We start from the raw sequence: 25,361 nt of genomic DNA on the forward strand, positions 1-25,361 counted from the left end.
TTGATACAAAGTATGAATAGTATCTACCATTTCTCCTGTTGGGATCTTTTGATTATTGCGCCAATTTACAGCTTGCAACTCAAATACAGTTTTTTTCATCCCTTGAGGATATTGCTTAACGCGCTGAATCAGCTGCTGGTAAAACTGATTTGAATCACTGACCTGCTCCATATAAGGCATGGCCATGATCGCAGTAAAATCATATTTTTTAAGAGATTGTTCCAGTGACTGTGCATACCAGTTTTCAGCATAAGCAGACAAGGCGACTTGTGCATATAGATTCCTTGCGGTCAGCAAAAATGGCTGATACTGACGTATATCGGCTGCAAGTTCTAAAGCAAAATTATCCAAAGTATCTGTTTTTAAAGCGGTCCATTTTTGTAATAAGGCATCATCATTTCGAATCTTTTCTAGATCATTCGGTAGACCATGCTCAGTATAAAATTGCATTGCGGCAGGACTCGCATCCTCATAATCAGATAGAGTCACATCATCATGAAAGAGAATGCCATTAAATGGTGTAGATTTTGCCAAATCCTGATAAATACCTTTGATCACTTGGCGTGCATCTGCTGAATAAGGGCTTAAACGGATATACCCCATATTTAAATGTTCACCCTTACCACTCGGTTGGGTCTCGACTAAATCTTTTGCAACAGGGTTACTCTTCGGTAACTCCCAAGCTAACAATGGCATCCAAGCATAAATACGTGTGACTTGGGTACGTGTCGCCACTTGCCATGCAACACGATTAAATAAATCTGCACGCATTGGAATATAACGGTTGGGGAAATACACCATATCCGCAGAACCATTTGCATCTGGATCTGAAAATGTTTGTAAATAAACCGTATTTACATTCATCTCACGAATGCGATCAAGTAATAAACCTAAATTACGCTCTTGTTGAACTGGATCGGGATCATAAATATAATCGAGATCGACATGCATAATCTTCTGAGGACGATTGTTATCCCCCAGATTCATTTGTCGATTTTGAATTTCTTGGGCCAAACTATCCGTACTCATATCACCTTCAACTAAAATACGGTTGAGCTGTCCCAATGACTTTTTAATATGATCTGGACCATCGTCTAAACTAATGGCGACAGGCATACCCAGTTTTTTAGCAATACGGACAGTTTCCATATTGTACCGACCATAAGGCCAAACCATGACACGTGGTGACCGTAAACCGTGTGCAGTCAAAACACTATTATTCTTTTTCAAATCTTGGCTAATTCTTTTGACATAATCTGCATCTGATTCATAACGATTATTTTTACTGTCAAAGATTCGCGTAATTGCAGCAGGTTCAGAGTTTCCTTGCGGATTACCCGTTACACCGCGATGTAAATTATAACTATGACTACCGATTTCAACCAATCCACTGTCTTGCATAGTCTTGAGTTCTTTCCAGCTTAATAGTCGATCGCGTGCTAGCTGTTCATCACCAAACTGCACCATCGTCCCTGCTTTGGGTTCTAGCCATGAACCGACCACAGAAAGTACCACAGGAATTTTACGTGCCTTAATAATTGGATAGGCATCTTTATAAAATGATTGATAACCATCATCTACGGTGAGTAAAACAGGCTTTAAGGGCAGCTGATATTTTCCCTCATTCGCTTTAAGCAATTGATCCACAGTAATAAAATGGTAGCCATTTTTTTGCAACCAATCTAAATGTAGTTCAAATTGTTTTGTTGTCACCGCATAATCGGGAATAATCGCATTCTTCTGCGAGACAATTTCATGATACCCAATAACGGTTAGTGTACTTAAATCAACGGGAGGTAACTCAGATTCTGGAATGTCCTCAGCAAAAGTAAAAGTTGCTGCAAGTGCTAAACACAAGCTCATCCCAATTTTTAGAACAGAAAACTCATAACGATTCAGCATGAATTATTTACTCGTACACCACTATTAATCACTGCTCTTATATAAAAAAGAGGTCAGCACACTATTTAATTAGAGTTAAAGATCTAATTAATGATTGTTTTTTAAACAATGTCTATTCGGAACAAATAGGTGACGATATTAAGACTCAGAATTTTTTTTTACAAAGAGAGATATGTTAAATTAAGTAGTTAATAATGTAATTATTCAAACAATAAACGCACTTTGATGACAGTATTTCATTTTAGCTTTTATTCTAATTATTTGTTTTTTAAATAGGCTCGTATGGATTTTTTTACTCTTCATTATTAAAACTTATTAATCAATAATCTATTTTCTATAAATAAGCATATGAATGTTCAGTAGTTAGTTAAAATATCATTTTGAATCTAGCTGATTCATTTATTATTTTAAAGTATTCGTTAAAATCTAAACTGATAATGACGCTTGCCCACCCTGTGCTAAGATGAAAAAAATTCAACTGCATGTTTACAGTAAAAATTACAAATGAAGCATGCAGTCATGTCATGTGGTCTGCAACAAACCACATGGCCTTTTAATTCAACTTACTCATCACGAGTTTTAACATCAAACAATTCAATTTCAAAAATTAAATTTGAGTTTGCAGGAATGACATTACCCATTTTACGTTCACCATACGCCAAATGTGCAGGTACGATCAGCTTACGCTTACCTCCCACTTTCATTCCAATAATTCCTTGGTCCCAACCTTTAATCACTCGTCCAGTACCAATTACACATTCAAAATAACGACCACGGTCAAGTGATGAATCAAACTGAGTACCATCTTCTAACCAACCCGTATAATGCGTGGTAATCAAAGCCCCTTTTACTGCTTCTTTCCCAGTACCTTCTTTCAATTCAATAATTTCTAAAGTTGCGCTCATAAGCCACCCTTCTATATTTACGATTAGTTTTCAACTCAATAACTTTTTTGCTCAGCATATATTTGTCTAGACAGCATTATTTTAATTGCGTCCACTCAATATGTGCTTGACCTTGGTCTGCAATAAGATCCCACTCACCATCCATAATATTTAGCTGTAACTGCATCGTACGTTGACATAATTCAGCAGCAGCTTGAGTACTACTTTCTGCAATTTTCCATACAGTAACATTAGATAATGTCTTTAACTTCGGAGATTTTTTAAACCATTCATCTACAGCACCACCATAACTGACGACTGCAACTTGCTGACAACGAGGGCTCGCTTTTTTCACTTTATCCTCATCAGGACAACCCACCTCAATCCATTGCATCATTTGCCCAGTCAAATCTTTTTCCCATAGCGCAGGTTCACTTGTCTCAAATAAGTCTTGAGTAAACTGTAAATCTTCAGTGGCATAACGGGCAAAAGCCAATAATCGCACCATCAGACGTTCAATGGTTTCAGATGGATGCAAAGCCATGGTCAGTTGATAATCCTGATACTGGTGTTGATCCATATTGGCAATGTTTAAATTGACTTTGTAAATCGTTGCTTTTAACGCCATGTGGGGATACTCCTATTTGGCGCTAAGCATATAAGATTTTTTTTCAGAAAGCATGATCAAATCAACACTCTTTGCTTTTCACTGATTTTTCTTAATAAAGTTTTCAATCTTGCTTTGTTTGACAAGCCAACAGTAAGGCTTCTATATGCCCCCAATCTAATGTTGTCTGACTAATAATTTCAATACGATTATCTAAGTTTTCAGGCTGAGTCTGATAATTAAACTGCGCAGGATTAAAATTAAAACTTTTCCATCCTTGGTTGGTATTAAATATAGCTTTAATCCTCAGCCAACCATCTAAATCAGTTAAGGTGTCTAATAACAAATAAAAATCAAAACACCAATGTTTTGGCAAACGCCATCCTGCGATTTGATACTGATCATTATGTTGAATATAGTGATAAGGCAGTGCTTTTATTTCAACACTTTCCTCACCTTGAGCAATGGGTTTCTGCAGATGAATTAATGGTTTTAATTGGCGTTGCATCGTACGTAGGCCAATATCAAGTTGTGCTAGTGCAAGTCTACCTTGCTCTGCCAATATCCAATGATCTACTCGTCCCCAATAATGTTCTTTAAGCGATTGTAAAGCCTGCTTATCTGAATCTTGCATCAAATCACAATGTGAAATAACGACAATTTGCGCTGCTTGTAACTGTTCTTGATAAAGATTCTGTGCAGTCCACGAGGCATCATGTAGACGAGAGCCATCAACTAAAATCACCAATGCACGTAAATCTATATGGCCGTGCCAATGCGGCTCAGACAATTGTTCTAATAATTGGTATGGATGACCTAGACCAGTTGGTTCTATAAATAATCGATCAGGCTGTTGCTCTTGAATCAATCGAGACAATGCCAATTGCATCGGAAGTTGACTGGTACAGCACAGACAGCCTCCCAACAACTCTTTTACCACATAACCCTCTTGTGAAGGGAGTAATCGTTGATCTACTCCAATTTGACCAAACTCATTCATTAAAACTGCCCAGCGCTCATTTTCAGGCTTTTGCTTCAATAAATGCTGTAATAAAGTCGTTTTACCAGCACCTAAAAAACCTGAAATTATATGCGTTTTGACCGCCTTGATGATTTTCAATTCTATAACCCTATTTAATCCACTTAATTTACACTATTAAAAATAGAAGTAAGTCATGAGACAACTGATAAATAAAAAACCCTCAGTTCAAACTAAGGGTTTCTACTGCACAATGATGTTTGTGCAACCTATAAAGATACTAGATCATAATATGATCAGACCACTTATGACAGCGAATCAGTTTTTAGTCTTCTTTATAAATACGGCAAGACTGATGATTAATCTCAGCTAAACGGATAGATTTACGTTGTTCAGCCGCATCAAAACGACAACGTTTCCAATCAGTATCAAGTACTAATGCTGGAATTTGTTTTGGCTTACCATCATCATTGACTGCAACCATAGTAAAGTAACAACTATTAGTATGACGTACAGTACGTTTTTGAATATTCTGCGCTTCAACACGAATGCCAATTTCCATTGAAGTACGACCAACATGGTTAACACTTGCCAAGAATGTAACCAGCTCACCCACATGAATTGGTTCTTTAAAAGTTACTTTATCCACAGATAAAGTCACCACATAAGAACCTGAATAGCGGCTAGCACAAGCGTATGCGACCTGATCTAACAGTTTTAAAATCGTGCCCCCGTGGACATTTCCGGAAAAGTTAGCCATTTCTGGGGTCATCAGTACTGACATGGTTAATTCTGATTGATCATCTTCAATGGGAACAATAGGATCCAGTGGTGGCATTCTAAAACTCTCAAAATATATTTACGAAGCCTCTATTATACGGTTAGCGATTATAAAAGTATTGAAATAAATAATACTTTAAATACTTTATCTGTATTTAAATGAGATTGACTAGCATTTAGCGAACCAATTAGGCTCATTTATTTTATATGGTGTGATTATGGTTAAAAAATAGATAATTTAATTCATCGGTATTGATCATCTATTCCAATTTAAATAGAGACATTCATGAATAAGCTCAGTACCCAATATCATCTCGACTGAATTACTGTTCTTGTGATGCATTTAAATTGGCATTACGCTGCAAAACCACCTTGATCTGTTTCATTTTTAATTGAGTTGCAATTTCACCTGCATGCATAGTTGTTTCACGACCTTTCATATCAAATATATGAAGTTTTTCTCTTAAATCAGGTTGAATTACGACATCAGCATTTTTTAATTCTTCAGCAGCAAGTGTATTTTGCATGATATTAATATTTTGATTAAATAAACCCCACATATTGGTAGTTTCGGTATATTTTGGCTGAGCCAGTATGTCTACAGCAATAACAACATCAGCACCTAAATCACGTGCAATATTTACGGGTACAGGACTCACCAGTCCCCCATCAACATATTCTTTACCCGCAATTAATGTGGGTGCAAACATACTCGGTATGGTGACTGAGGCACGTACAGCTAAACCAGTATTCCCCTGATTGAAAATCACCTTTTCACCACTCTTCAATTGAGTCGCTACCACATACATCGGGATTTTTAGACTTTCTAAACTTTGCCCATCAACGAGTTTATTAATATATTCTTCGACTTTCTTTCCATCAAAGAAACCTTGTTTACCTACTTTAAAATCGCGTACATCGTTGACACGTAGATCTAAAGCAATTTGATGTAATTGCTCTGCTGTTTTACCACTGGCATACAATGCACCGACAATACTTCCTGCACTCGTTCCTACGATAAAGTCAGGTTTAACCCCCTGCTGTTCTAATGCCTCAAGCACCCCTATATGCGCATACCCTCGTGCTCCACCACTCCCCAGCACTAAAGCAACCACAGGTTTTTCAGTATTTTTTTTAAGTAATGCAATACGTGAATCTTCCTGAAGACTAACAGGAGGAGGATTCGTAGTGAGTTGTTCTGCCAGAACAGAATGACTCAAGCCCAAAGTCCAAACTGTCACCAAAGATAACCAAAAGGATTTACAACGCTGCATGGCATCAATACATCAAATAAACATGTCAACGATCTAAACATATTTGACAATTAATTACTGTTATCTTTCTTAAAACCGTCATACTCCCCATATAAAATAGATCGGTTGATCTCTATAAAATGAAAAAAGCCCGATGTTTCACATCAGGCTTTAAATCATACATAAGGTGCTTATCTGCACCTTATAACACGTTATAACTTATACAATAAACTTCAAAATCATTTGAATCACAGTTGCATTAATCAAGTCTACAAAGAATGCACCACACAAAGGTACAATCAAAAATGCTTTATGTGATGGGCCATACATATTAGTAATGGCCTGCATGTTTGCAACAGCCGTAGGTGTTGCCCCCATACCAAAGCCACAATGCCCCGCTGAAAGCACTGCTGCATCATAGTTTTTACCCATTACACGGAATGTCACAAATGCTGCATATAAACCCATAGTTAAGGTTTGTGCAGTCAAGATCACAACCAATGGTCCTGCAAGGTCTGCCAGTTGCCATAATTTAAGTGAAAGCAGAGCCATAGCAAGGTATAGCGAAAGTGATGCATTACCAAATACATCAATTGCACGGTCAAAAATGTTAACTTTAAATACGCCTTCTAAGACGTTACGTAGAATTACACCACCTGCTAAAGTCCAAACAAAGGTTGGTAATTCAAACCAAGTCCCTTTACTAAATGCTGTCATGAATTCTGCAAAGGCTAAACAAGCAGCAAACATACCTAAAGTAGTAATTGCATTGTCTGCAGTAATTAAACGTACTTGATGAGGATTTTCAAATGCAACAAACTCTTGCTCATTAGCAACGTGGTTATCATCTTGATTATTACGTGCACCAGCATTGGTCTCTGTAGCTAACTTATAACGATTAATTAAAAGCTTAGCCAATGGACCGCCAATAATACCACCAATGATCAGACCAAAAGTCGCACTAGCCATACCCAGTGCTAAAGCGCCTTGAATACCATGTTGTGTTTCAAGAATTTCACCCCACGCACCAGCAGTACCGTGACCACCAGTTAAGGTAATTGAACCAGCAATTAAACCAATTAACGGATCTAAACCAAGTAATGATGCTAAGCCCATACCCACTGAGTTTTGCACGACAATAAACGTAGAAACACAGCCAAGGAAAATAACAAGACCAATACCGCCTTCTTTAAGTTTGGCAAAGTTAGCACTTAAACCAATAGAGGCAAAGAAGATCAGCATAAAACTAGTTTGTAATTCGGCACTTGTTGATATGCTATATCCCCAGATGTTATGAACAAGCAAAGAAATAAATGCAGCAACCAAACCACCCGCAACTGGCTCAGGAATATTATAGCGACGCAGAAAATCAATCTTGTTAACCAGAAAACGTCCAAGTAAAAGTACGATAACTGCCGCTATGAGCGTGTAAAACGCGTTAAATTTAAAATCCATGATCAAATCCATCAATTTTGATTCAATATTTCTTGTTTGGACACCCACGCAAGGCGAGTTCCCTTCTGCTCAAAATAGGTGGTGAATCCTGTCTAGAGGTTATAGGAACAATACAAACAAAAAGACCTGGTAAAACCACATATCTCCTAAAACGGCTAGACCCAAAAAAGGTTTTGCTTGTTGGGGAGATCAGTATTTGTATTAAATGTCTGTAGATTAATAATAAAAGTTGAATTAGCTGACATCACAGCTTAAAAAACACTCAACTCTTTTTAACTGACTTCTCGAGGAAATATGGAGTTTCTACTACACATCCTATTCATCGATATTGGGTTCAAAGAATCTGGGGGTAAATTAAGATGAATGATCAAGCAACTTAATTCTAACTAAACCCATATTTGAACGGAATATTTTTGAAGGACACATTATGCAGAAATTTTGTCATTTTACTTCACATTGTTACAATTTTTTGTATTTATGGGTATTTTTTACTCTACTTTTTTGATGAAAAACATGATATTTCACTATATTTATCGAAAATAATAAATTTTATAACATGTTACTTTTACTTTGCTTACTCACAAGAATTACAACTTTTCGGATTTACTTCACAACAGCAAAACGCTCAAACAATGACAAAAAAACCGAGTGATTTACATCACTCGGTTTAATCTCTGTCACTACACTTGTTTTACATCGTGTAGCTCACAGCAAAATTTTATTAGAAATCGTATTTAGCCATCACACCGATACGGCTATCACGTCCTACACGATCAATATCATTTGACGTTGTTAAACTACGCTCACCATAAACATATTCAGCACCTAAAGTGACTGGCTGGATTGGGTTATACATCACGTTTAACCAACCTTGCTGTAGTTTGTCGTTTTGCCCCTTAGCTTGTTTGTCATAGAAAATTGCGCCATAGCCCAAGTTTGTACGCCACTGTGGATTAAAACGATAAGTTGCGCCAACACTTACTGCATCTTGATCAATTAACTCTAGATCTGACTTACTTGTGTTAAAAGCCATGTCTTTGTCATAAAGTAAGTAAGTTTTGTCACCTTTTAAGTGAGTATAATCAGCGGTCACTGAAATTTGATCAGTAAACTTATATTTAGCACCAGCTGCTACGCCCCAACTAAACTCAGTTTGATCATTATTCTTGTTTGCTGGAGTAATCACTTTACCATTAGCATCTTTAACTTCATTAGGTGTACGTAAACGCGCTTCCTGAATCAATGCACGTGCAGTGATTAAGCCCTGATCACCGTTGAACTTATGCGATACTTTAGCCGTTGCTGTTGGCAGACGGTTAGCGTTATCCCCTTGTTCTAGACCTACAGCATAGCTTGTCGTTGCATTGATCTTGTCACTATAACGAACCATTGGAGTACGGAAAGTCCCTATACCCAATGCAGCATTAAAGTCCAACATTTCTGGTTGAGTATCTCCAGACAAGAACGATGATGTCGTTTGACCCACTAACCAATTGTTATAAGTCATGTAAGCATGACGAATACGCACTGTGTCGCTGTTGCTACCACCACGGAAATCAAGTTCGATTTTACCGCCTACGTCAGCACCTTGTACTGGTGCAACAAAGTCCAAACCGACACGAGAAGTAGTTACTGTGCTATAAAAACGATCTTTATTAAATTCAGAATCACCATTTAGCTCAACCGCATTAATTCGGTTGAACATGCCATCACCACCTTTGAATTGATACTCGGCATCGGCGCGGACAGAACCATAAAGTTTAACATTGGCACCCATTTTAGATTTCAATGAGGCTAATGGAGATGCTGAGCTTGCAACAGGCGCAGCGACCGCTGTTACTTGTGTAGGTGTTGCAACAACCACAGCAGCACGACGTGATTGCTCAATCTGTACTTGTTGGTTTTGTTGAACTTGTTGTTGCTGTTGGATCAAAGCTTTTAGCGCTTGCACTTCTTCACGAAGTTGTTTGATTTCATCCTTATCAGATGCAGCATGTACCGAAGTCACCATCAATCCAGCAACAGTAACTGCAAGTGCCTTTTTCAAAAATGCCGTACGGCGTTGAAATTGACTCATTAATATCTCCAAACCCTATTCATTGACATCCATCTATGTCTAATTATGTAGAACAGTTGATCATTTAACCCAGTTCATCCTTTAAAAGATCAACAATAGCTCCATGAAACCATGTCATTACTTATATGCGTCTTAATATTTAAAGAAACTAACCAATCACCAAGTAACAAAATATATTTAGCATGGCGCTAATTTAACAATTAATTTAGAAATTTAAAATCTATTTTCACTAAATTTTCTAACTACTTAACATCATTTTATGATAAGTAATTATTTATATCATAAATAACAATATGTTAAATCCTTATGTTTTATATAGCACTATGCTCCCACTCGACTAAGGTATAAAGATATACCCAAAATGAGATATACAAAAGCATAAAAAAACACTTCTTTACTTAATAAAATCAAGCATTATTTGATCATATTGATTAAATTATAAACAATCAATTAGTTAGTTTTAATTAATAATAACTTTATTCTCTTCATTCTATATTCTAAATTTTAAAAGCCTGATCGAAGTGCTACTCGCCAATTTTTCTATCCTCTAAATTACATTGATGAAATGTTTGTGTAAAAATAAAATAAGTAAGAGTTGAATTTTTGTTCAATTAAACAAAAAGCACTGAGTACCATCTGAGTTTGCTATTCACACTTATGCTTTTAAAGTATTCTGAGCACTTAGGACATTTAATTTTAATCATTCCACGCTAAAATACCGCTCTCCACATGACAAGATCAGGCAAGTTGCCCTGACCTTAATCGACCTCAGATTAAGCCAATCAAGTCCTGTAAGAAGTATTTGAAAGTGAAAATCACTGCTCTGCGTTGTAATAAATTGAAGTAAAAGGATAAAAGCTTGAGTACCTGGCTGACCAAACTAAAACAAGTAACCTATAAAAGCTCATTCATGTACGCCATACGCATGATCATTGCTTTTGCAGGTACTGCTTTTCTTCCTTACTATTTAGATCAGCAAATTTTAACAATTCCACTCACCTTAGGTGTGGTTGCGGCAGGTTTAAGTGACATCGATGATCGCTTCTCTGTGCGTATCCTGAATTTGTTTTATACTTATATCGGTTTCTTTGTTACAGCAGCTTCTGTACAACTTCTCTTTCCACACCCTTTTTTCTTTGCCATTGGTCTAATCATTTCATGTATTGGCCTGATTTTATTGGGTTCATTAGGTCGACGTTACGCAACCATCTCTTATGGCTGCCTAGTCGTTTCAGTATATACCATGCTAGGTACCGAACTTTTTGATACTTGGTATGAACAACCATTATTGTTGGTTGCAGGTGCTGCTTGGTATGGTTTGATTGCCACGATTAGCTTCTTATTATTTCCCGTACGCCAAGTACAGGACAAGTTATCTCAATGTTATGCATCTTTAGGTGATTTTCTCTTTGCAAAGTCCAACTTATTTGATGTAGACATGACAGCTGAAAGTTATCAGCAAAGCGTAATCGGTATTTCTCTAGAAAACGGTCGCTTAATTGGTATTTTTAACGACATGCGGACTGCTCTTCTCACCCGCTTGAAGGGTGACCGTGGACAGCGCGATACTCGTACCAGTTTACATTATTATTTTGTTGCTCAAGACATTCATGAACGTGCGGACTCAGCCCATATCGACTATCAAAAGTTAGCCAAAATTTTTGAACATAGTGATATTTTATTTCGCTTTCAGCGTATCCTTTCGCTACAAGGCAAAGCTTGCCGAGACCTTGCAGCAAGCATTTTAAATCGTCAACAGTATACGCATAACCTTCGTTTTGAACATGCATTTAAAAACCTTCGACATTCTTTAGAAGAAATGCAAAAAAACCAAGAATACGATCAAATCTGGATCAATGCCCTTACTGCGTTATATCAAAACCTTAAATCGATAGATGTTCAGTTACGCAACTTAGAAACTGAACGTCATATTCAACTTGAAAAGCACAAGCATATCGAGCAACAACTGCGTGATGATGATTTAAAAGGTTGGGATGATATTCGCATTCGAATTAAACAAAACCTCACACCAGAGTCAGTACTCTTTCGTCATGCTATACGTGTTTCTATCGTTTTACTCATCGGTTATGGTTTTATTCAGATTGCCCAAATTGATTATGGTTACTGGATTTTACTCACAGCATTATTTGTAAGCCAACCTAACTTTAACGCCACTAAACGTCGTTTACGACTGAGAATTTGGGGAACGCTAGCGGGAGTAATTTTAGGTTTTGCCATTTTATATTTTATTCCCTCTACCGAAGGTCAATTACTGCTGCTCATTTTAAGCGGCGTGCTCTTCTTTGATCTGCGTTCTAAACAGTATGCTCAGGCGACTGCTTTTATGACCATACTGGCGCTGATTAATTTTAATTTAGGGGGTATGGGCTTTGATGCATTGGTACCAAGGATTACCGATACATTAATTGGCTGTGCTCTCGCTTGGTTTGGTGTGAGTTTTATTTTTCCTGACTGGAAATTTAGACGTTTACCACGCACCATTCGACGAGCACTTGAAGCTCAATGCCAATATTTAGCAGAAGTGGTTTCACAGTACCAAGAAGGCCGGAATAACAGTCTTAATTATCGAATTGTACGCCGAGCAGCACATAATACAGATGCTGAGGTTGCATCATTAATTTCAACCTTAGTTACTGAACCTGATTTTGATCCTACACAAAAACAATTGGCATTTGAGTTCCTCTGTCTAAATCATACTTTTATTAGTTATATCGCCGCCTTGGGCGCACACCGAGAAAAAATTGAGGATCAAGAGATTTTAGAGCTCCTCCAACAGGCACTTGATGATATACAAGGTGCATTATTGCGTGATGAGGTACCCAATTTAACCACACAAAATATGTTAAAGAATATACGCAGTCGTCTAACTCAGGAAGGATCTACTCCGAGTAAATCTTTAATCATTTTGCAGCAGCTATCATTGATGTTTTCGGTATTACAGCAATTTAGCAACCTAAAACAGAATCTCAGTCATGATGTAAATGAACAAAATGATGAATTTGCGCCATTATAAACAGCATATACGTGTTAAAATCTATCCACGGATACACTGCATTAATGCTAAACTTAACTAAGCTTCACTTATATTTATTGTTGATCTTATGACTGCTAAGAATATTTACGCCTACACCTTACAACCTGTCGCTTATGAAATATCTGAAGCTGAACAACGCAATGCTCAACTGATGATTTGGCGCAGCACCAATAAAATTAGTCTGAAAATTTGGATTATTTGTGCAGCTGTTCTGCTTATTTCTGTGCTTGGTCTTATCTTCATTCAAAACTACTCAACGATTATTTTCTGGGTAGCAATTGTCTGTGTGGCTATATTTTTATTAGGACGTACCTTTGGTCTTGAATGGTATGTCAAACGCAAAATGAATGAATTCCCAGTACAAGAAATCAAAGGCATTCGACTTGGCATTCAACCACATGGTATTACCATGATCCAAAAAATGGGTCTACAAGAAGGTCGTGGTACGGTCTCTTGGAAAGAAATCTATGAGTGGTACAACACACCTGATTTCGTGTTAGTTAACTTTAAAGTTAAAGAACAACAAGGTGCTTATATTTTACCTAAGCGAATGAATAGTAAGAATTTCTCTTTTGAAACTTTGTGCAAACACCTCAATGAAACTGTAGGTAGTGCAAAAAACATCTAATTCGATAGATCGTATACCCCCACCCCATAACTTAAATAGAGTTGTGGGGTGTTTTTTATTCACGACATCATTTATATTAAATTCATTCAGAGCCGCTGCAAGCCATCGGATCAATTAAAAATGATAATGATAATACTTATTGTCTACATTAATTTCAGTTATAATCTCGCCAATTAATTTCACTCACCATCTTAATCGGTATGATCAAAAAAATATTTTTCCAAATCCACTGGTTTCTTGGGATTACTGCCGGGTTAATCCTTTCCATCATTGGTGTGACTGGTGCGATCTATTCGTATGATCAACATATTTTAAAATGGATTAACCAAGAAAGTTATACTGTTCAAGTAGAATCAAATACTAAACTTACGCCAGAACAAATCTATTTGCACTTCAAAGAAAAACAACCAGAAATGCAAATCAACAGTATTAATATTGCACAGGCAGCAGATGCAAGTTCAAGCATAAATATTGTCAAAGAAGGTGCTCGTCGTGGCAAAACGGTATTAATCAATCCGTATAATGCTCAAATCCTGCCCGAGATTAAAGGCCAAGAGTTTTTCCAGCTCATTCAACGAATCCATCGTTACCTCACTTTAGGCGATGTCGGTAAACAAATTACAGGCGCCAGTACACTCACCCTAATTTTCTTCGTACTCAGTGGTATCTATCTGCGTTGGCCTAAAAAACACTCTTTACGCCAATGGTTTGCAGTAAAAACTCAACTCAAAGGTCGTAATTTTATTTGGGACTTACATGCAGTTGTCGGGACCTGGATGGTTGTATTTTATTTAACGATGGCCATGACTGGACTATTTTGGTCATATGATTGGTGGCGTAGTGGCATGTATCGTGTACTTAATGTCACACCACCAGCACAGGTCAACGCCAATAATCGAAATAACGATAAAGCCAAAGACAAACAAGATCAGAAAAAAATAACTGCGGAACAAACCGCAGCAGCATTAGCAACAGCTTGGACAGGATTTAATGCACAAGTTCAACGTCCATATTCGAGCGTCTCATTTACTTTACCTAAAAAAGCAGATGGCATGCTTGAACTTTCATTTGTTGATGCAACACCACAACATGAACGTGCACGTAACAAAGCAAACTACAACTACCAAAGCAATCAACTTGAAAATGTAGAGCTCTATCAAGATAAAAAGCTCAACGAAAAAATTATGAGCAGCATGCTCCCTGTACACCGTGGTAGTTTCTTTGGCTCAATCGCACAGTTCTTATTTATGATTGCTGCACTGTTGATGCCACTTTTCTTCATTACAGGTTTGATGCTTTATCTCAAACGTCGTAAACAAAAGAAATTGGTTTTAGCTGCAAAAAATGCATTACAAACAACTCAGACTGATGAACATGCTGGCAATTGGTTGATTATATATGCTTCACAAACAGGTGTTGCCGAACAATTGGCATGGGCAACAGCAAATAGCTTAAAACAAAGCAAACAAAGAATTGATATTTGCAGTATTCAACATGTTAAAGCACAAGATATACAAGCAGCAGAAAATGTTTTAATCATTGCAAGTACCTATGGTACGGGTGAAGCGCCTGATGCCGCACAGTCATTCGTAAAAAATATCATGTCAACGTCTCAGCAGTTGAGCACAGTTAAGTTTGCTGTATTGGCATTAGGCTCTAAAGAATATGCTGAAAGTTATTGTGCATTTGGCCAACAGCTTCATGCATGGTTTGAACAAAATGCTGCGACTGCCCTGTTCCCACTCATTGAAGTGAATAATGCAGATCCTGACGATGTACAACGCTGGAATCAAGCTCTCAGTAAAATCACTGCAACTGAGCTACAACACATTGAGATTAAGAAACATTGGAGTGACTGGAAACTTATCCATCGCCAACATCTTAATCCAAACAGTTTAGGTACAGCGGTCTATCATATTGAACTTGAAGCCCAAACTGCGCAAAACTGGCAAGCTGGTGATATTGCAGAGCTCCAACCACAAAATAGTGCAGCACGCATCCAAGCCTTTTTAACTGAGCACAACTTAGATTTAAGTGAAAATTTAACGGACTTAAAGCAACGCCTAAGTGATCGTGATCTTACTGTTCAGGTGAAGCACAGTACCGATTTTGAACAGCTACTGGCTCAACTACCGCAATTACCTTCACGCGACTACTCTATTGCCAGCATTCCTTCACAGCACACTTTACAGCTGATTGTACGCCAACAATATGACCAACATGAACAGCTTGGTCTTGGTTCTGGTTGGTTAACTGAACACTGCGCAATAAACGATACTTTACAACTACAGTTACGCAGCAATCCAAGCTTCCATTTAATCACAGGGCAACGTCCAATTATCTGTATTGGAAATGGTACAGGTATCGCAGGGTTGATGAGCCTACTCAATGAGCGCATACAAGATCATGCTTACGAAAACTGGCTGATTTTTGGCGAACGTGAACGTCACTGTGATTTTTATTATCAAGAGAAACTCGAAGATTGGCTAGAGACTGGCAAATTAAAACACTTAGATGTCGCCTTCTCACGCGATCAAGTTGAAAAATATTATGTACACCATCTACTGCGTGAACAATCGGATCGCCTCAAAGAATGGATTGAGCGTGGTGCTGTGCTCTATGTCTGCGGTAGCCTACAAAGTATGGCACGTGATGTAGATCAAGCTTTAGCTGATATTTTAGGTGCAGAAAAACTTGAACAGTTACGTCAAAATGATGCCTATCGTCGAGATGTCTACTAACTATGGCTGATGCTTAAGCCATCACGTAAAAATCAAACATTAAAACTGAGTCCTTGTGACTCAGTTTTTTCATGCAAGGAAAGCCTAAAGTGTTATCCTGCATGTGCCGATCAGCCAAAGACATTACAAATCTAACCATGAGCCAAATACATCACACTGCTTCTCTACTCTTACGTAGCATCGTCTTTACTCTTGGCTTAGTGCTGTTCTTAGATGGCCTGATCTTAATCCTGAATGGAAAAATTCATTTGGGTATTATTCTTCCTATTTTGATTGGCATAGGACTCTGTATTTATGTTTTATATGATCAAAAAATTCAATATAAACTCAAAAATCATCAAAGTATTGCTCGGCTTTATCGTTATGCAAAAACTGGCTTTATGCTCTGGCTATGCAGTGTAATAATCTTTTTTCTTTATTTAGCCAAAAATATTGAACACGTTCAACCTCACAAAGAAATCAAAGCAATGTTAGTTTTGGGCAGTGGTATCATCAACAACCAACCCACACCCGCACTCGCTGCACGATTAGATCAAGCTGCTCAGTTACACCAACAATACCCTCAGGCATTGATCATTGTCACAGGAGGTGTTGGTTATGCTAAACAATACAGTGAGGCAGAAGTGATGTCCGACTATCTACAACACAAACATCACATTGCTGCACAACACATTGCACTTGAAGCGCAGAGCACCAGTACCGAACTTAATCTTAAAAATAGCCAAGCCATCTTAAAACAACATCAACTCAGCCCCAGTTCAAACATTGCAATTGTGACTAGCGATTTTCACACGTTACGGGCTGCTGCAATTGCACGCAAGCAAGGCTATCAAGATATCCATGTTGTCAGCGCCCCCACCCCTTTATCGATCCGCTATAACGCTTGGTTAAGAGAATACTTTGCCTATCTAAGTGGCTGGATACTAAATGAGTATTGATCATACAACACAGCAGCGCTGCCTAGCTAAAGCGATCTTGCAAGGCGTGGCATATTACAAATACATCGAATCAAATATATACAAAAATAAACGCAAAAAAATCGATATATAATCGATTGGATTTTCAAAAACTGTGGATTTATGAGAGGGGGATATGGTGGGCGCTGACGGGATCGAACCGCCGACATTCTGCTTGTAAGGCAGACGCTCTACCAACTGAGCTAAGCGCCCTGATCAAATAACAGGGTTATTTTGTTTTATCTTGTGATAAGAGTCAAGAGAGATCTTACAACAAAATGGCGCAGCGGACGGGACTCGAACCCGCGACCCCCGGCGTGACAGGCCGGTATTCTAACCAACTGAACTACCGCTGCATCATGTACTTAATCAAATTAATGATATAAGTAAGGTCACTAATTGTGGTGGGCGCTGACGGGATCGAACCGCCGACATTCTGCTTGTAAGGCAGACGCTCTACCAACTGAGCTAAGCGCCCTCAAAGGTGTATCTAGAAAGTGGCGCAGCGGACGGGACTCGAACCCGCGACCCCCGGCGTGACAGGCCGGTATTCTAACCAACTGAACTACCGCTGCACTTTCACAATTCACGATTGTGGCAAACGAGTGTTAAAACATATTAAGTGGCGCAGCGGACGGGACTCGAACCCGCGACCCCCGGCGTGACAGGCCGGTATTCTAACCAACTGAACTACCGCTGCACTTAAAGGTTTTAACGAGAAGGATTGGTGGGCGCTGACGGGATCGAACCGCCGACATTCTGCTTGTAAGGCAGACGCTCTACCAACTGAGCTAAGCGCCCCAACGACTTCATCGTTTGTGAGGTGCATTATAGAGAATCTTTGGGGAGTGTCAAATGCTTTTAACCTATAATTCAACTTTTTAGATTCAAACGATTAAAAAATAGGTGATTTATGTGTTTTTAAGCTTTTTTTGTATATTTTTTGACTCAACACAGCATATTTTAACAATTTAAATTTAGTCTAAGTCCGTATTTTTACTCGATAATATGCTGCTATTTTGTACAGTCGATTGATTATTTTTAACTTCAGGTCTTAACCACAGCCAAATTGCTACGATCAACATGATGCCATCTGTAAAAATCTTTACCCAGAGTGGTGCATTTGTGAACAACATAATGATTCCACTAATGAGCATCATTACACTTGCCAACCATTTGGCTTTACGCGGAACTGTACCCTGTTCACGCCAAGCTTTTAAGGTTGGCCCATATTTGGGATGATTGAGTAACCAAGCATCCATTTGAGGCCACCCCTTAGAAGCGGCCCAAGCCGCGAGAATCAAGAAAACTGTTGTCGGCATACCAGGTAATAGTGCGCCAATAAATCCTAAGATTAGAAATAGCACAACTAAACTACGCCAAAACAAGATTTTCATGTTACAACTCAACATTAAGGTGTTCGATAGTATATCGGGTTTTAATGCTTCTCATCTGCATGACCTCATGCGGTAATTTCAATCGTGGTTATTCGTAAAATGAGTGTCGATTAAAATCTTTGTCATTCAATTGCATTTTCACCTCAGTAGACCGATAGGAAATAATGCCTGTGAAATATCGATACTCCCCTAGTCCAATGAGCAGTTTATATGTCCGTTTATTTTGAGCCTTGGCTACAGTTTCAACACACACTTGTTCGTCAACTGGCGTTTTGCATTGCTAGCCCTAATTTGCTACGAGAAACACCTCTAGAACTAGAAACACCACATCATTTTTCATGGCACAGTGATGCCATTTGGCAACAACATTTTCAAAATTATTTACCACGCCTTGTTGAACTTGATCAAAACCCCGCTCTACTACTCACGTTTATCAATCAATTAAAAAGTACTCGACTGGGTTTACGTTTTGAATATTTAATTTGGTTTTGGTTATTAGATCGCGATTACCACCCCTATCAATTGCTTGCACACAGCCTGCAAATCATTGAAGGTAAAAACACTTTAGGTGAACTTGATTTTTTAATTTTCAATCAAGAAAAACAGCGTATTGAACATTGGGAAGTGGCTCTAAAATACTATTTGGCAGAGGATAATGTTCAACTACGTGATTGGTACGGTTTAAATCGCCAAGATACTCTGTACCGTAAGCTTGGGCACTTTGCTCGTCAACAATTTAAATTTAATGAAGCACTTGGACACCCAATTACTCAACGATTTGCAGTGATGAAAGGGCAACTTTACTTGCCTCACCTACATGACCAAACTGATTTACCGAGCTGGCTTAACCCCACACGACGTTTGGGCTACTGGGGTACTCACATCTATACGCAAGACTATTTTCGGGTTGCTCGTAGCCAATGGTTATGTCTAGATTATGAACAAGATCAAATAGATGCAGTATGGTGGTGTGATGGTCTATATTATCATCGCCACAACCACTGTCACTATATGTATAGACACCCAGTCCGTCCGAACCCACCTCTACTTCAATAAATTAAAAATCAGTCTTTACAGCACTATGCCATTTAGTGTTTAATTAACATACAATTATGTAATAACAACGCACTAAAACTTCATTCAATGAAATGCGTGGTCTTAAGATCTAAGCATTCATCGGAATTAATAACTATCTGGAGAAGATGATGAAAAAAATCCTAGCCGCTTCAATCGTATTTGCTTTTGTTTTAACTGGTTGCAACACAGTAAAAGGTGTTGGTAAAGACGTTTCTTCAGCGGGTAGTGCTGTGACTAAGACAGCAGAGAAAACTCAAAACAAGATGTAATAACCAGTAATTAATTTAATAAAAAAGCCTGATCATCCTCTAAGTGTCAGGCTTTTTTATGCACTGTACTTTGTTAATCCTTATTTTCAATTTTCATTCGTTTAGATCTTCATTTATGATAAGCCGCAAGTTGCTTTATAGATTATCTATTCCTCATGAATTCATCCGAAACCCTCGCTTTAAGCCTAGAGCTACTGCGTCAGCCTTCTGTTACTCCTATTGATCACAATTGCCAAAACATCATGGCTGACCGACTTGCCAAAGTAGGTTTTAATATTGAAAACATGCGTTTCGATGATGTCGACAATCTGTGGGCAAGACGCGGTACTCAAGCACCTGTATTTTGTTTTGCAGGCCATACCGATGTCGTACCGACTGGAAATTTAGATGCATGGCAAACAGATCCATTCCAGCCTGAAATCATCGATGGAAAACTCTATGGTCGTGGCAGTGCAGATATGAAAACAGCACTTGCAGCAATGGTCGTTGCTACAGAGCGTTTTGTTGCAAAACACCCAAACCATAAAGGTTCTATTGCTTACCTGATTACCTCTGACGAAGAAGGTCCATCGATCAATGGTACAGTCAAGGTGGTAGAAACCTTAGAAGCACGTCAAGAGAAAATGACTTGGTGTCTTGTTGGTGAACCATCAAGCACCAATACACTAGGTGATGTGATCAAAAATGGCCGTCGTGGTTCTTTAAATGCTGTCCTTACAGTCAAAGGTAAACAAGGTCATGTTGCTTATCCGCATTTAGCAGCCAATCCAATCCACCTTGCTGCTTTAGCATTACATGAGCTGAGCACTACGGTTTGGGATCAAGGCAACGAATACTTCCCTGCAACAACGTTCCAAATTTCTAATATTCATGCAGGCACAGGTGCGACCAATATTGTTCCTGGGCATCTAGATGTTGTATTTAACTTCCGCTATTCAACTGAAGTGACTGCAGAAATTTTACAACAACGCGTACTTGCAATCTTAGATGCGCATGGCTTGGATTATGATATTCAATGGACTTTTTCGGGCCTGCCTTTTTTAACACCAGTCGGTGAACTGGTGAATGCGGCAAAGCATGCCATTAAACAAGTCAATGGAGTAGAAGCAGAGTTATCGACGAGTGGCGGTACATCAGATGGTCGCTTTATCGCACCTACTGGCGCACAAGTACTTGAATTAGGTGTACTTAATGCAACGATCCACCAAGTGAATGAACACGTTAATATCGATGACTTAGAGCCACTCGCTGAAATTTATGAAGAAATTTTAGTTCAGTTACTGGCTTAGTTTTCAAACATAGAGAGCGCAAGTTAAACCTATGAAGATAACTTGCGCTCTACAGTGATTTTAGTTTTTCAGTGATCGTTCATTGGTATTTTAATCTACAGTCTCATTACTGGGAGCTTGCTGTAAATATTGTTCAATGACACTTAATAGCTCAGCTTCCTCGATGGGTTTAATCAAATAGGCTTTTGCACCCTGACGCATTCCCCATGCGCGATCTGTGTCTTGATCTTTACTACTTAACATCACGATCGGAATATCTTGAGTTGACTCGGTACGACAAAGATGTCGTGTTGCTTGAAAACCATTGACGCCTGGCATCACAACATCCATTAAAATTAAATCGGGCAGTTCGGCCTGTGCTACAGCAGCACCTTCTGCACCGTTGTTGGCTTCCAATACATCATAACCATGATTGAGTAAGATCTCTCTAAAACGAAACATTTCAGTTTGTGAATCTTCAACGATCAATATTCGTGCCATGGATGCATACCTTTTTATGCTGCGGTTAAGTTATTTTAGGAAATTTAAATTGTTTGTATTTATCAAACAAAATAATAGCTATTCCAACGAATTGATTACCTAAATTTCAGCATGGTTCACTGATAACTTGAACAGTATAACGCCTTGGCATTTTACTGAATACACAAAAATGTTGTGTATGCTTAATCCCCTCCTAGTCAGACTTTACTGTCCACATGCAAAATTTATCAAATTATTGGTTAGCCCCTATGAGCAGTTGCATTGATGGACTCATGATGATTTGTCTATCAGCTCTAGGCTCAAAGTGTAAATTCATGCAATAATGTCGAACTAAAATTCAGCCAGCTGTAAGCAATGCATACAGCACGGTCGATTTCATTTTTAACATCATCGTTACTCACTAGGAAAGATTCCATGCGCGCGAGTCGCTTTTTATTTGCAACGTTAAGAGAAACCCCAAGCGACGCTGAGGTTATTTCACATCAGCTTATGTTACGTGCGGGTATGATCCGCAAGTTGGCTTCAGGCCTATACACTTGGCTGCCGACGGGTAAACGTGTGTTAAATAAAGTTGAAGCAATTATTCGTGAAGAATTGGATCGTGCCGGTTCCCTTGAAGTGCTTATGCCTGTAACACAGCCAGCAAGCTTATGGGAAGAATCTGGCCGTTATGTTGAATATGGTCCTGAATTACTTCGTTTTAACGACCGTCATAATAACAACTTCGTATTGGGCCCTACCCATGAAGAAGTGATTACAGATATGGCGCGCAATGAGCTTAAAAGCTACAAACAATTGCCTGCCAACTTCTATCAAATTCAAACTAAATTCCGTGACGAAGTTCGTCCACGTTTTGGTGTGATGCGTTCACGTGAATTTATAATGAAAGATGCCTACTCTTTCCATATTGACCAAGCATCTTTACAAGAAACCTATGATGTCATGTATGACACGTATTGCCGTATTTTTTCGCGTCTCGGCTTAGATTTTCGTCCTGTGCAAGCAGATACTGGCTCAATTGGTGGTTCAGGTTCTCATGAGTTTCATGTATTGGCTTCAAGTGGTGAAGACGATATCGTTTTCTCAAGTGAATCAGATTACGCAGCTAACGTTGAAAAAGCTGAAGCTCTATTGGTGGGTGAACGTGCTGCTGCGACCCAAGCGTTAACTCTTGTTGCAACACCTGATCAAAAAACCATTGCAGCAGTGAGCGCTTTCTTAAATACAGATGCTAAAAACTCTGTTAAAGCATTACTGGTTCAAGGTGTAACTGATGAAAAAGGTCACACCCCTATCGTTGCACTATTTCTTCGTGGCGATCATGAACTAAACGAAATTAAAGCGGAGAAACATCCACAGATTGCTGCACCACTAAGCTTTGCAACTGAAGCACAAATGGCTGAAGCAGGTTTAATTTCTGGCTTTATTGGCCCACAAGGTTTAGTTGAAAAAGGCATTACTGTTATTGTAGACCGTGCTGCTTCTGTATTGTCTGACTTTGTTGCTGGCGCCAACCAAGCTGATCAACATGCGACGGGTGTCAACTGGGAACGTGATGCTCAGTACACAGAAGTTGCCGACCTACGCAACGTCGTAGATGGCGACCCATCTCCTGATGGTCAAGGTGTGCTGCAAATTAAACGTGGTATTGAAGTCGGTCATATCTTCCAATTGGGCCAAAAATACTCTGAAGCTTTGGGCTGTAAAGTTCTAGGTGAAGATGGTAAACCTTGTGTCGTAACCATGGGGTGCTACGGCATTGGGGTTACGCGTGTGGTTGCAGCAGCTATTGAACAAAACTTCGATGACAAAGGTATTATTTGGCCAGCTGCAATTGCGCCATTCGATGTTGCGATTGTACCTATGAATGCACACAAGTCACCTCGTACACTTGAAGCAGCTGAAGCGCTATATGCTGAATTACAAGCTGCTGGTTATGATGTGTTGCTTGAAGACCGTAATGAACGTCCAGGCGTGAAATTCTCAGACCTTGAGTTAATGGGTATTCCTCACCGTATTGTCATCGGTGAGAAAGGCTTAGACGCTGGCACGTTTGAGTATAAAGGCCGTCGTGATGCTGAAGCCACTCAACTTGATAAAGCACAATTACTCGCTGTCTTAGCGAAGTAATTTCTGCATTAAAAAATCCCGCTCTGTAAATACACGGCGGGATTTTTTTATGCGCGATTCAATCTAAAACTTAAATGGGGTATCTCTAGGGGTAATACTCATTTGGGTATCTAAACGCCCACCAGTAATTGCGAATTCACCTAAACGCTGTGGATTACCCACTGTAGTTGCGCCATTGACTATATTTGCAGGGTACAAATTAATATCTTTCGCTCGTAACACCGCATCAGGTGTTTTTTTCGGGTTAAACACAAAACTCGTTCCTACATGAATACTGTCTTTACTCAGCGCAAGGTTATTATCAAAAGCAATCGAACCAGACAGATTGTCTAGGCCCAGCGTTGAACCATCCGTATCAACCAGCTGTATTGCATTGTTCATATTCGAACTTGCATTTAAGTTGAGTATGCCGATAAAACCGAGTTGACTGGCAGGAAGACCATTACTACCACTCGGCACATTGCTGCGGGGGATCAAAGCAAAGTTCATCCCACCAGCAAGGCGAATCTTTATGCCTGCTAATACATCGTTGTTACGCGTAAAACTGTCTGATGGAGCATAGCAACCACCTACACTTGGACAGCTTCTATACTTAGCACCAGGCAGATACCCTGCTGCCAATTGCGCAGCAACCACTAAACGCAGATCAGGCATACTCACATTCACCTGACCATTTTCTAAACCGACACTGCCGTAACCATTAAAGAGCATATTAATATTACGAATACCTAAGTAATAATCTGTCGGTGTCACCATACCATTGGCATAGTTGTTGTTGTCTGAGCCATCGATCAATAATAAAGAGGTGGTTTTAGAGCCATCGTTATTCACCCCTTGCGTGCTCACAGCAGCACTAAAGCCAAGACGTTCTGAGCCTTTAACGGTATTTACAACAGGGACATTATTGGTGTCTTTGGCAACAATATAATCATTTATACCATCTGAAGTTTTACCATATACAGCAATGTTGGCATTGAGATTATGAATCGGAATACCTAACCCCCACTTGGTGGGTTCCGTTGAAGGGAGTTGATCTTTGGCTGTAATATCAGGTGTTGCGATAAAGCGCCCGCGTCTGGACATCGCCATTAAATCAACCTGACGTAAAGCGAGTACTGCGCTATAAGGATTCACTGCTGTATTGGCTAAGATTTGTTGATAATCCGAAGCTTGTACAAGTTTAGAAGCTTTTGGACCACTATTGGTGCCCAAATAAATATTATTTAAAGCAGTATTTTCAGGAAGCTTAATCATCGAACTATCAACGAGATTAAAATAAATACCATCCATACTTATGCCTGAACGCTCTTGGCCTAAGGCTAAATCTCCACGCTCACTTCCTGCAACATTGGTACGAGTACGTAACGAAGTAATATTTTCAAAACGTAGACCATAAGCATAC

The 25,361-nt window shown here is 39.0% G+C and carries 18 protein-coding genes, 6 tRNA genes and 1 pseudogene; 8 read left to right on the forward strand and 17 right to left on the reverse strand.

All coding sequences use genetic code 11. The features are described from left to right. The 8 genes from pgaB to Aru01_RS13580 form a co-directional block, all read right to left on the reverse strand. Nucleotides 1–1,902: poly-beta-1,6-N-acetyl-D-glucosamine N-deacetylase PgaB (pgaB, locus tag Aru01_RS13545; protein ID WP_042111477.1), on the reverse strand; the 1,902-nt coding region annotated here is incomplete at its 3' end. Nucleotides 1,903–2,465: 563 nt separating this feature from the next. Beyond that, entirely contained in the window at nucleotides 2,466–2,807 is a 342-nt protein-coding gene (locus tag Aru01_RS13550) for an FKBP-type peptidyl-prolyl cis-trans isomerase (RefSeq protein WP_016657275.1), read from the reverse strand. Between the two features lie 76 nt (nucleotides 2,808–2,883). Then, nucleotides 2,884–3,414, reverse strand: coding sequence for a YaeQ family protein (locus Aru01_RS13555; RefSeq protein WP_016657276.1), 531 nt, complete (start codon nucleotides 3,412–3,414; stop codon nucleotides 2,884–2,886). Nucleotides 3,415–3,517: 103 nt separating this feature from the next. Then, entirely contained in the window at nucleotides 3,518–4,513 is a 996-nt protein-coding gene (locus Aru01_RS13560) for a CobW family GTP-binding protein (protein ID WP_016657277.1), read from the reverse strand. A 184-nt stretch (nucleotides 4,514–4,697) separates the two neighbouring features. Beyond that, nucleotides 4,698–5,210, reverse strand: a complete 513-nt coding sequence (locus Aru01_RS13565) for an acyl-CoA thioesterase (protein WP_016657278.1) — start codon at nucleotides 5,208–5,210, stop codon at nucleotides 4,698–4,700. 265 nt (nucleotides 5,211–5,475) lie between these two features. Next, on the reverse strand, nucleotides 5,476–6,426 hold the full coding sequence (locus Aru01_RS13570; RefSeq protein WP_016657279.1) for a patatin-like phospholipase family protein: 951 nt from the start codon (nucleotides 6,424–6,426) through the stop codon (nucleotides 5,476–5,478). Nucleotides 6,427–6,624: 198 nt separating this feature from the next. Further along, complete coding sequence (gltS, locus tag Aru01_RS13575) at nucleotides 6,625–7,860, reverse strand: sodium/glutamate symporter (RefSeq protein WP_016657280.1); 1,236 nt, start codon at nucleotides 7,858–7,860, stop codon at nucleotides 6,625–6,627. Nucleotides 7,861–8,581: 721 nt separating this feature from the next. Next, the gene (locus Aru01_RS13580; RefSeq protein WP_016657281.1) at nucleotides 8,582–9,937 is read right to left on the reverse strand and encodes a DcaP family trimeric outer membrane transporter; all 1,356 of its coding nucleotides are present in this window, start codon (nucleotides 9,935–9,937) and stop codon (nucleotides 8,582–8,584) included. Between the two features lie 859 nt (nucleotides 9,938–10,796). Between Aru01_RS13580 and yccS the strand changes: the two genes are divergently transcribed. The 4 genes from yccS to Aru01_RS13600 all read left to right on the forward strand — a co-directional run bounded on the left by yccS (nucleotide 10,797) and on the right by Aru01_RS13600 (nucleotide 17,299). Further along, complete coding sequence (gene yccS / locus Aru01_RS13585; protein WP_040331373.1) at nucleotides 10,797–12,971, forward strand: YccS family putative transporter; 2,175 nt, start codon at nucleotides 10,797–10,799, stop codon at nucleotides 12,969–12,971. Nucleotides 12,972–13,059: 88 nt separating this feature from the next. Continuing rightward, a complete protein-coding gene (locus Aru01_RS13590; protein WP_016657283.1) occupies nucleotides 13,060–13,620 on the forward strand; it encodes an SdpI family protein in 561 nt (186 codons plus the stop codon). A gap of 200 nt (nucleotides 13,621–13,820) precedes the next feature. After that, nucleotides 13,821–16,361: a PepSY domain-containing protein gene (locus Aru01_RS13595; protein WP_016657284.1), complete on the forward strand. Its 2,541-nt coding sequence runs from the start codon at nucleotides 13,821–13,823 to the stop codon at nucleotides 16,359–16,361. 137 nt (nucleotides 16,362–16,498) lie between these two features. Then, nucleotides 16,499–17,299: a YdcF family protein gene (locus Aru01_RS13600; protein WP_040331393.1), complete on the forward strand. Its 801-nt coding sequence runs from the start codon at nucleotides 16,499–16,501 to the stop codon at nucleotides 17,297–17,299. Nucleotides 17,300–17,454: 155 nt separating this feature from the next. On the opposite strand, the gene Aru01_RS13605 is transcribed toward Aru01_RS13600, so the two are convergent. The 7 genes from Aru01_RS13605 to Aru01_RS13635 all read right to left on the reverse strand — a co-directional run bounded on the left by Aru01_RS13605 (nucleotide 17,455) and on the right by Aru01_RS13635 (nucleotide 18,714). Beyond that, nucleotides 17,455–17,530 (reverse strand) — tRNA-Val (locus tag Aru01_RS13605). Nucleotides 17,531–17,596: 66 nt separating this feature from the next. Next, nucleotides 17,597–17,673: transfer RNA gene (locus Aru01_RS13610), tRNA-Asp, on the reverse strand. A 46-nt stretch (nucleotides 17,674–17,719) separates the two neighbouring features. Further along, nucleotides 17,720–17,795: transfer RNA gene (locus Aru01_RS13615), tRNA-Val, on the reverse strand. Nucleotides 17,796–17,815: 20 nt separating this feature from the next. Further along, nucleotides 17,816–17,892 (reverse strand) — tRNA-Asp (locus tag Aru01_RS13620). A gap of 48 nt (nucleotides 17,893–17,940) precedes the next feature. Continuing rightward, nucleotides 17,941–18,017, reverse strand: a tRNA-Asp gene (locus Aru01_RS13625). 25 nt (nucleotides 18,018–18,042) lie between these two features. Continuing rightward, nucleotides 18,043–18,118, reverse strand: a tRNA-Val gene (locus Aru01_RS13630). A 176-nt stretch (nucleotides 18,119–18,294) separates the two neighbouring features. After that, a complete protein-coding gene (locus tag Aru01_RS13635) occupies nucleotides 18,295–18,714 on the reverse strand; it encodes a YbaN family protein (RefSeq protein ID WP_016657287.1) in 420 nt (139 codons plus the stop codon). Nucleotides 18,715–18,924: 210 nt separating this feature from the next. Here Aru01_RS13635 and Aru01_RS13640 point away from each other — a divergent pair, with 210 nt between their 5' ends. The 3 genes from Aru01_RS13640 (at nucleotide 18,925) to dapE (ending at nucleotide 21,349) form a co-directional block, all read left to right on the forward strand. Further along, entirely contained in the window at nucleotides 18,925–19,770 is an 846-nt protein-coding gene (locus Aru01_RS13640; RefSeq protein ID WP_016657288.1) for a DUF1853 family protein, read from the forward strand. A 149-nt stretch (nucleotides 19,771–19,919) separates the two neighbouring features. Beyond that, nucleotides 19,920–20,060 carry an entericidin A/B family lipoprotein gene (locus Aru01_RS13645; RefSeq protein WP_016657289.1) on the forward strand — a complete coding sequence of 47 codons (141 nt, stop codon included), beginning with the start codon at nucleotides 19,920–19,922 and terminating at the stop codon, nucleotides 20,058–20,060. A 155-nt stretch (nucleotides 20,061–20,215) separates the two neighbouring features. Further along, complete coding sequence (gene dapE, locus Aru01_RS13650; RefSeq protein WP_016657290.1) at nucleotides 20,216–21,349, forward strand: succinyl-diaminopimelate desuccinylase; 1,134 nt, start codon at nucleotides 20,216–20,218, stop codon at nucleotides 21,347–21,349. Nucleotides 21,350–21,439: 90 nt separating this feature from the next. Here dapE and Aru01_RS13655 read toward each other — a convergent pair whose 3' ends face one another. Beyond that, nucleotides 21,440–21,829, reverse strand: coding sequence for a response regulator (locus Aru01_RS13655; RefSeq protein ID WP_016657291.1), 390 nt, complete (start codon nucleotides 21,827–21,829; stop codon nucleotides 21,440–21,442). A 414-nt stretch (nucleotides 21,830–22,243) separates the two neighbouring features. On the opposite strand from Aru01_RS13655, the gene Aru01_RS13660 reads away from it, so the two are divergent. Continuing rightward, nucleotides 22,244–23,959 carry a proline--tRNA ligase gene (locus tag Aru01_RS13660; RefSeq protein WP_016657292.1) on the forward strand — a complete coding sequence of 572 codons (1,716 nt, stop codon included), beginning with the start codon at nucleotides 22,244–22,246 and terminating at the stop codon, nucleotides 23,957–23,959. A gap of 63 nt (nucleotides 23,960–24,022) precedes the next feature. On the opposite strand, the pseudogene Aru01_RS18355 reads toward Aru01_RS13660, so the two are convergent. Further along, nucleotides 24,023–25,361, reverse strand: a pseudogene (locus Aru01_RS18355) (DUF6160 family protein); the annotation flags it as partial.

The organism is Acinetobacter rudis, assembly GCF_000829675.1.
In the GTDB taxonomy this organism is placed as follows: Bacteria; Pseudomonadota; Gammaproteobacteria; order Pseudomonadales; family Moraxellaceae; genus Acinetobacter; species Acinetobacter rudis.

What these genes read in the sequence shown, in the direction of transcription:
- Aru01_RS13550 (WP_016657275.1), bottom strand. Translation starts at nt 2,807, where the DNA reads ATGAGCGCAACTTTAGAAATTATTGAATTGAAAGAAGGTACTGGGAAA.
- Aru01_RS13555 (WP_016657276.1), bottom strand. Translation starts at nt 3,414, where the DNA reads ATGGCGTTAAAAGCAACGATTTACAAAGTCAATTTAAACATTGCCAAT.
- Aru01_RS13565 (WP_016657278.1), bottom strand. Translation starts at nt 5,210, where the DNA reads ATGCCACCACTGGATCCTATTGTTCCCATTGAAGATGATCAATCAGAA.
- Aru01_RS13570 (WP_016657279.1), bottom strand. Translation starts at nt 6,426, where the DNA reads ATGCAGCGTTGTAAATCCTTTTGGTTATCTTTGGTGACAGTTTGGACT.
- gltS (WP_016657280.1), bottom strand. Translation starts at nt 7,860, where the DNA reads ATGGATTTTAAATTTAACGCGTTTTACACGCTCATAGCGGCAGTTATC.
- Aru01_RS13580 (WP_016657281.1), bottom strand. Translation starts at nt 9,937, where the DNA reads ATGAGTCAATTTCAACGCCGTACGGCATTTTTGAAAAAGGCACTTGCA.
- Aru01_RS13590 (WP_016657283.1), top strand. Translation starts at nt 13,060, where the DNA reads ATGACTGCTAAGAATATTTACGCCTACACCTTACAACCTGTCGCTTAT.
- Aru01_RS13595 (WP_016657284.1), top strand. Translation starts at nt 13,821, where the DNA reads ATGATCAAAAAAATATTTTTCCAAATCCACTGGTTTCTTGGGATTACT.
- Aru01_RS13600 (WP_040331393.1), top strand. Translation starts at nt 16,499, where the DNA reads ATGAGCCAAATACATCACACTGCTTCTCTACTCTTACGTAGCATCGTC.
- Aru01_RS13635 (WP_016657287.1), bottom strand. Translation starts at nt 18,714, where the DNA reads ATGAAAATCTTGTTTTGGCGTAGTTTAGTTGTGCTATTTCTAATCTTA.
- Aru01_RS13640 (WP_016657288.1), top strand. Translation starts at nt 18,925, where the DNA reads ATGTCCGTTTATTTTGAGCCTTGGCTACAGTTTCAACACACACTTGTT.
- Aru01_RS13645 (WP_016657289.1), top strand. Translation starts at nt 19,920, where the DNA reads ATGAAAAAAATCCTAGCCGCTTCAATCGTATTTGCTTTTGTTTTAACT.
- dapE (WP_016657290.1), top strand. Translation starts at nt 20,216, where the DNA reads ATGAATTCATCCGAAACCCTCGCTTTAAGCCTAGAGCTACTGCGTCAG.
- Aru01_RS13655 (WP_016657291.1), bottom strand. Translation starts at nt 21,829, where the DNA reads ATGGCACGAATATTGATCGTTGAAGATTCACAAACTGAAATGTTTCGT.
- Aru01_RS13660 (WP_016657292.1), top strand. Translation starts at nt 22,244, where the DNA reads ATGCGCGCGAGTCGCTTTTTATTTGCAACGTTAAGAGAAACCCCAAGC.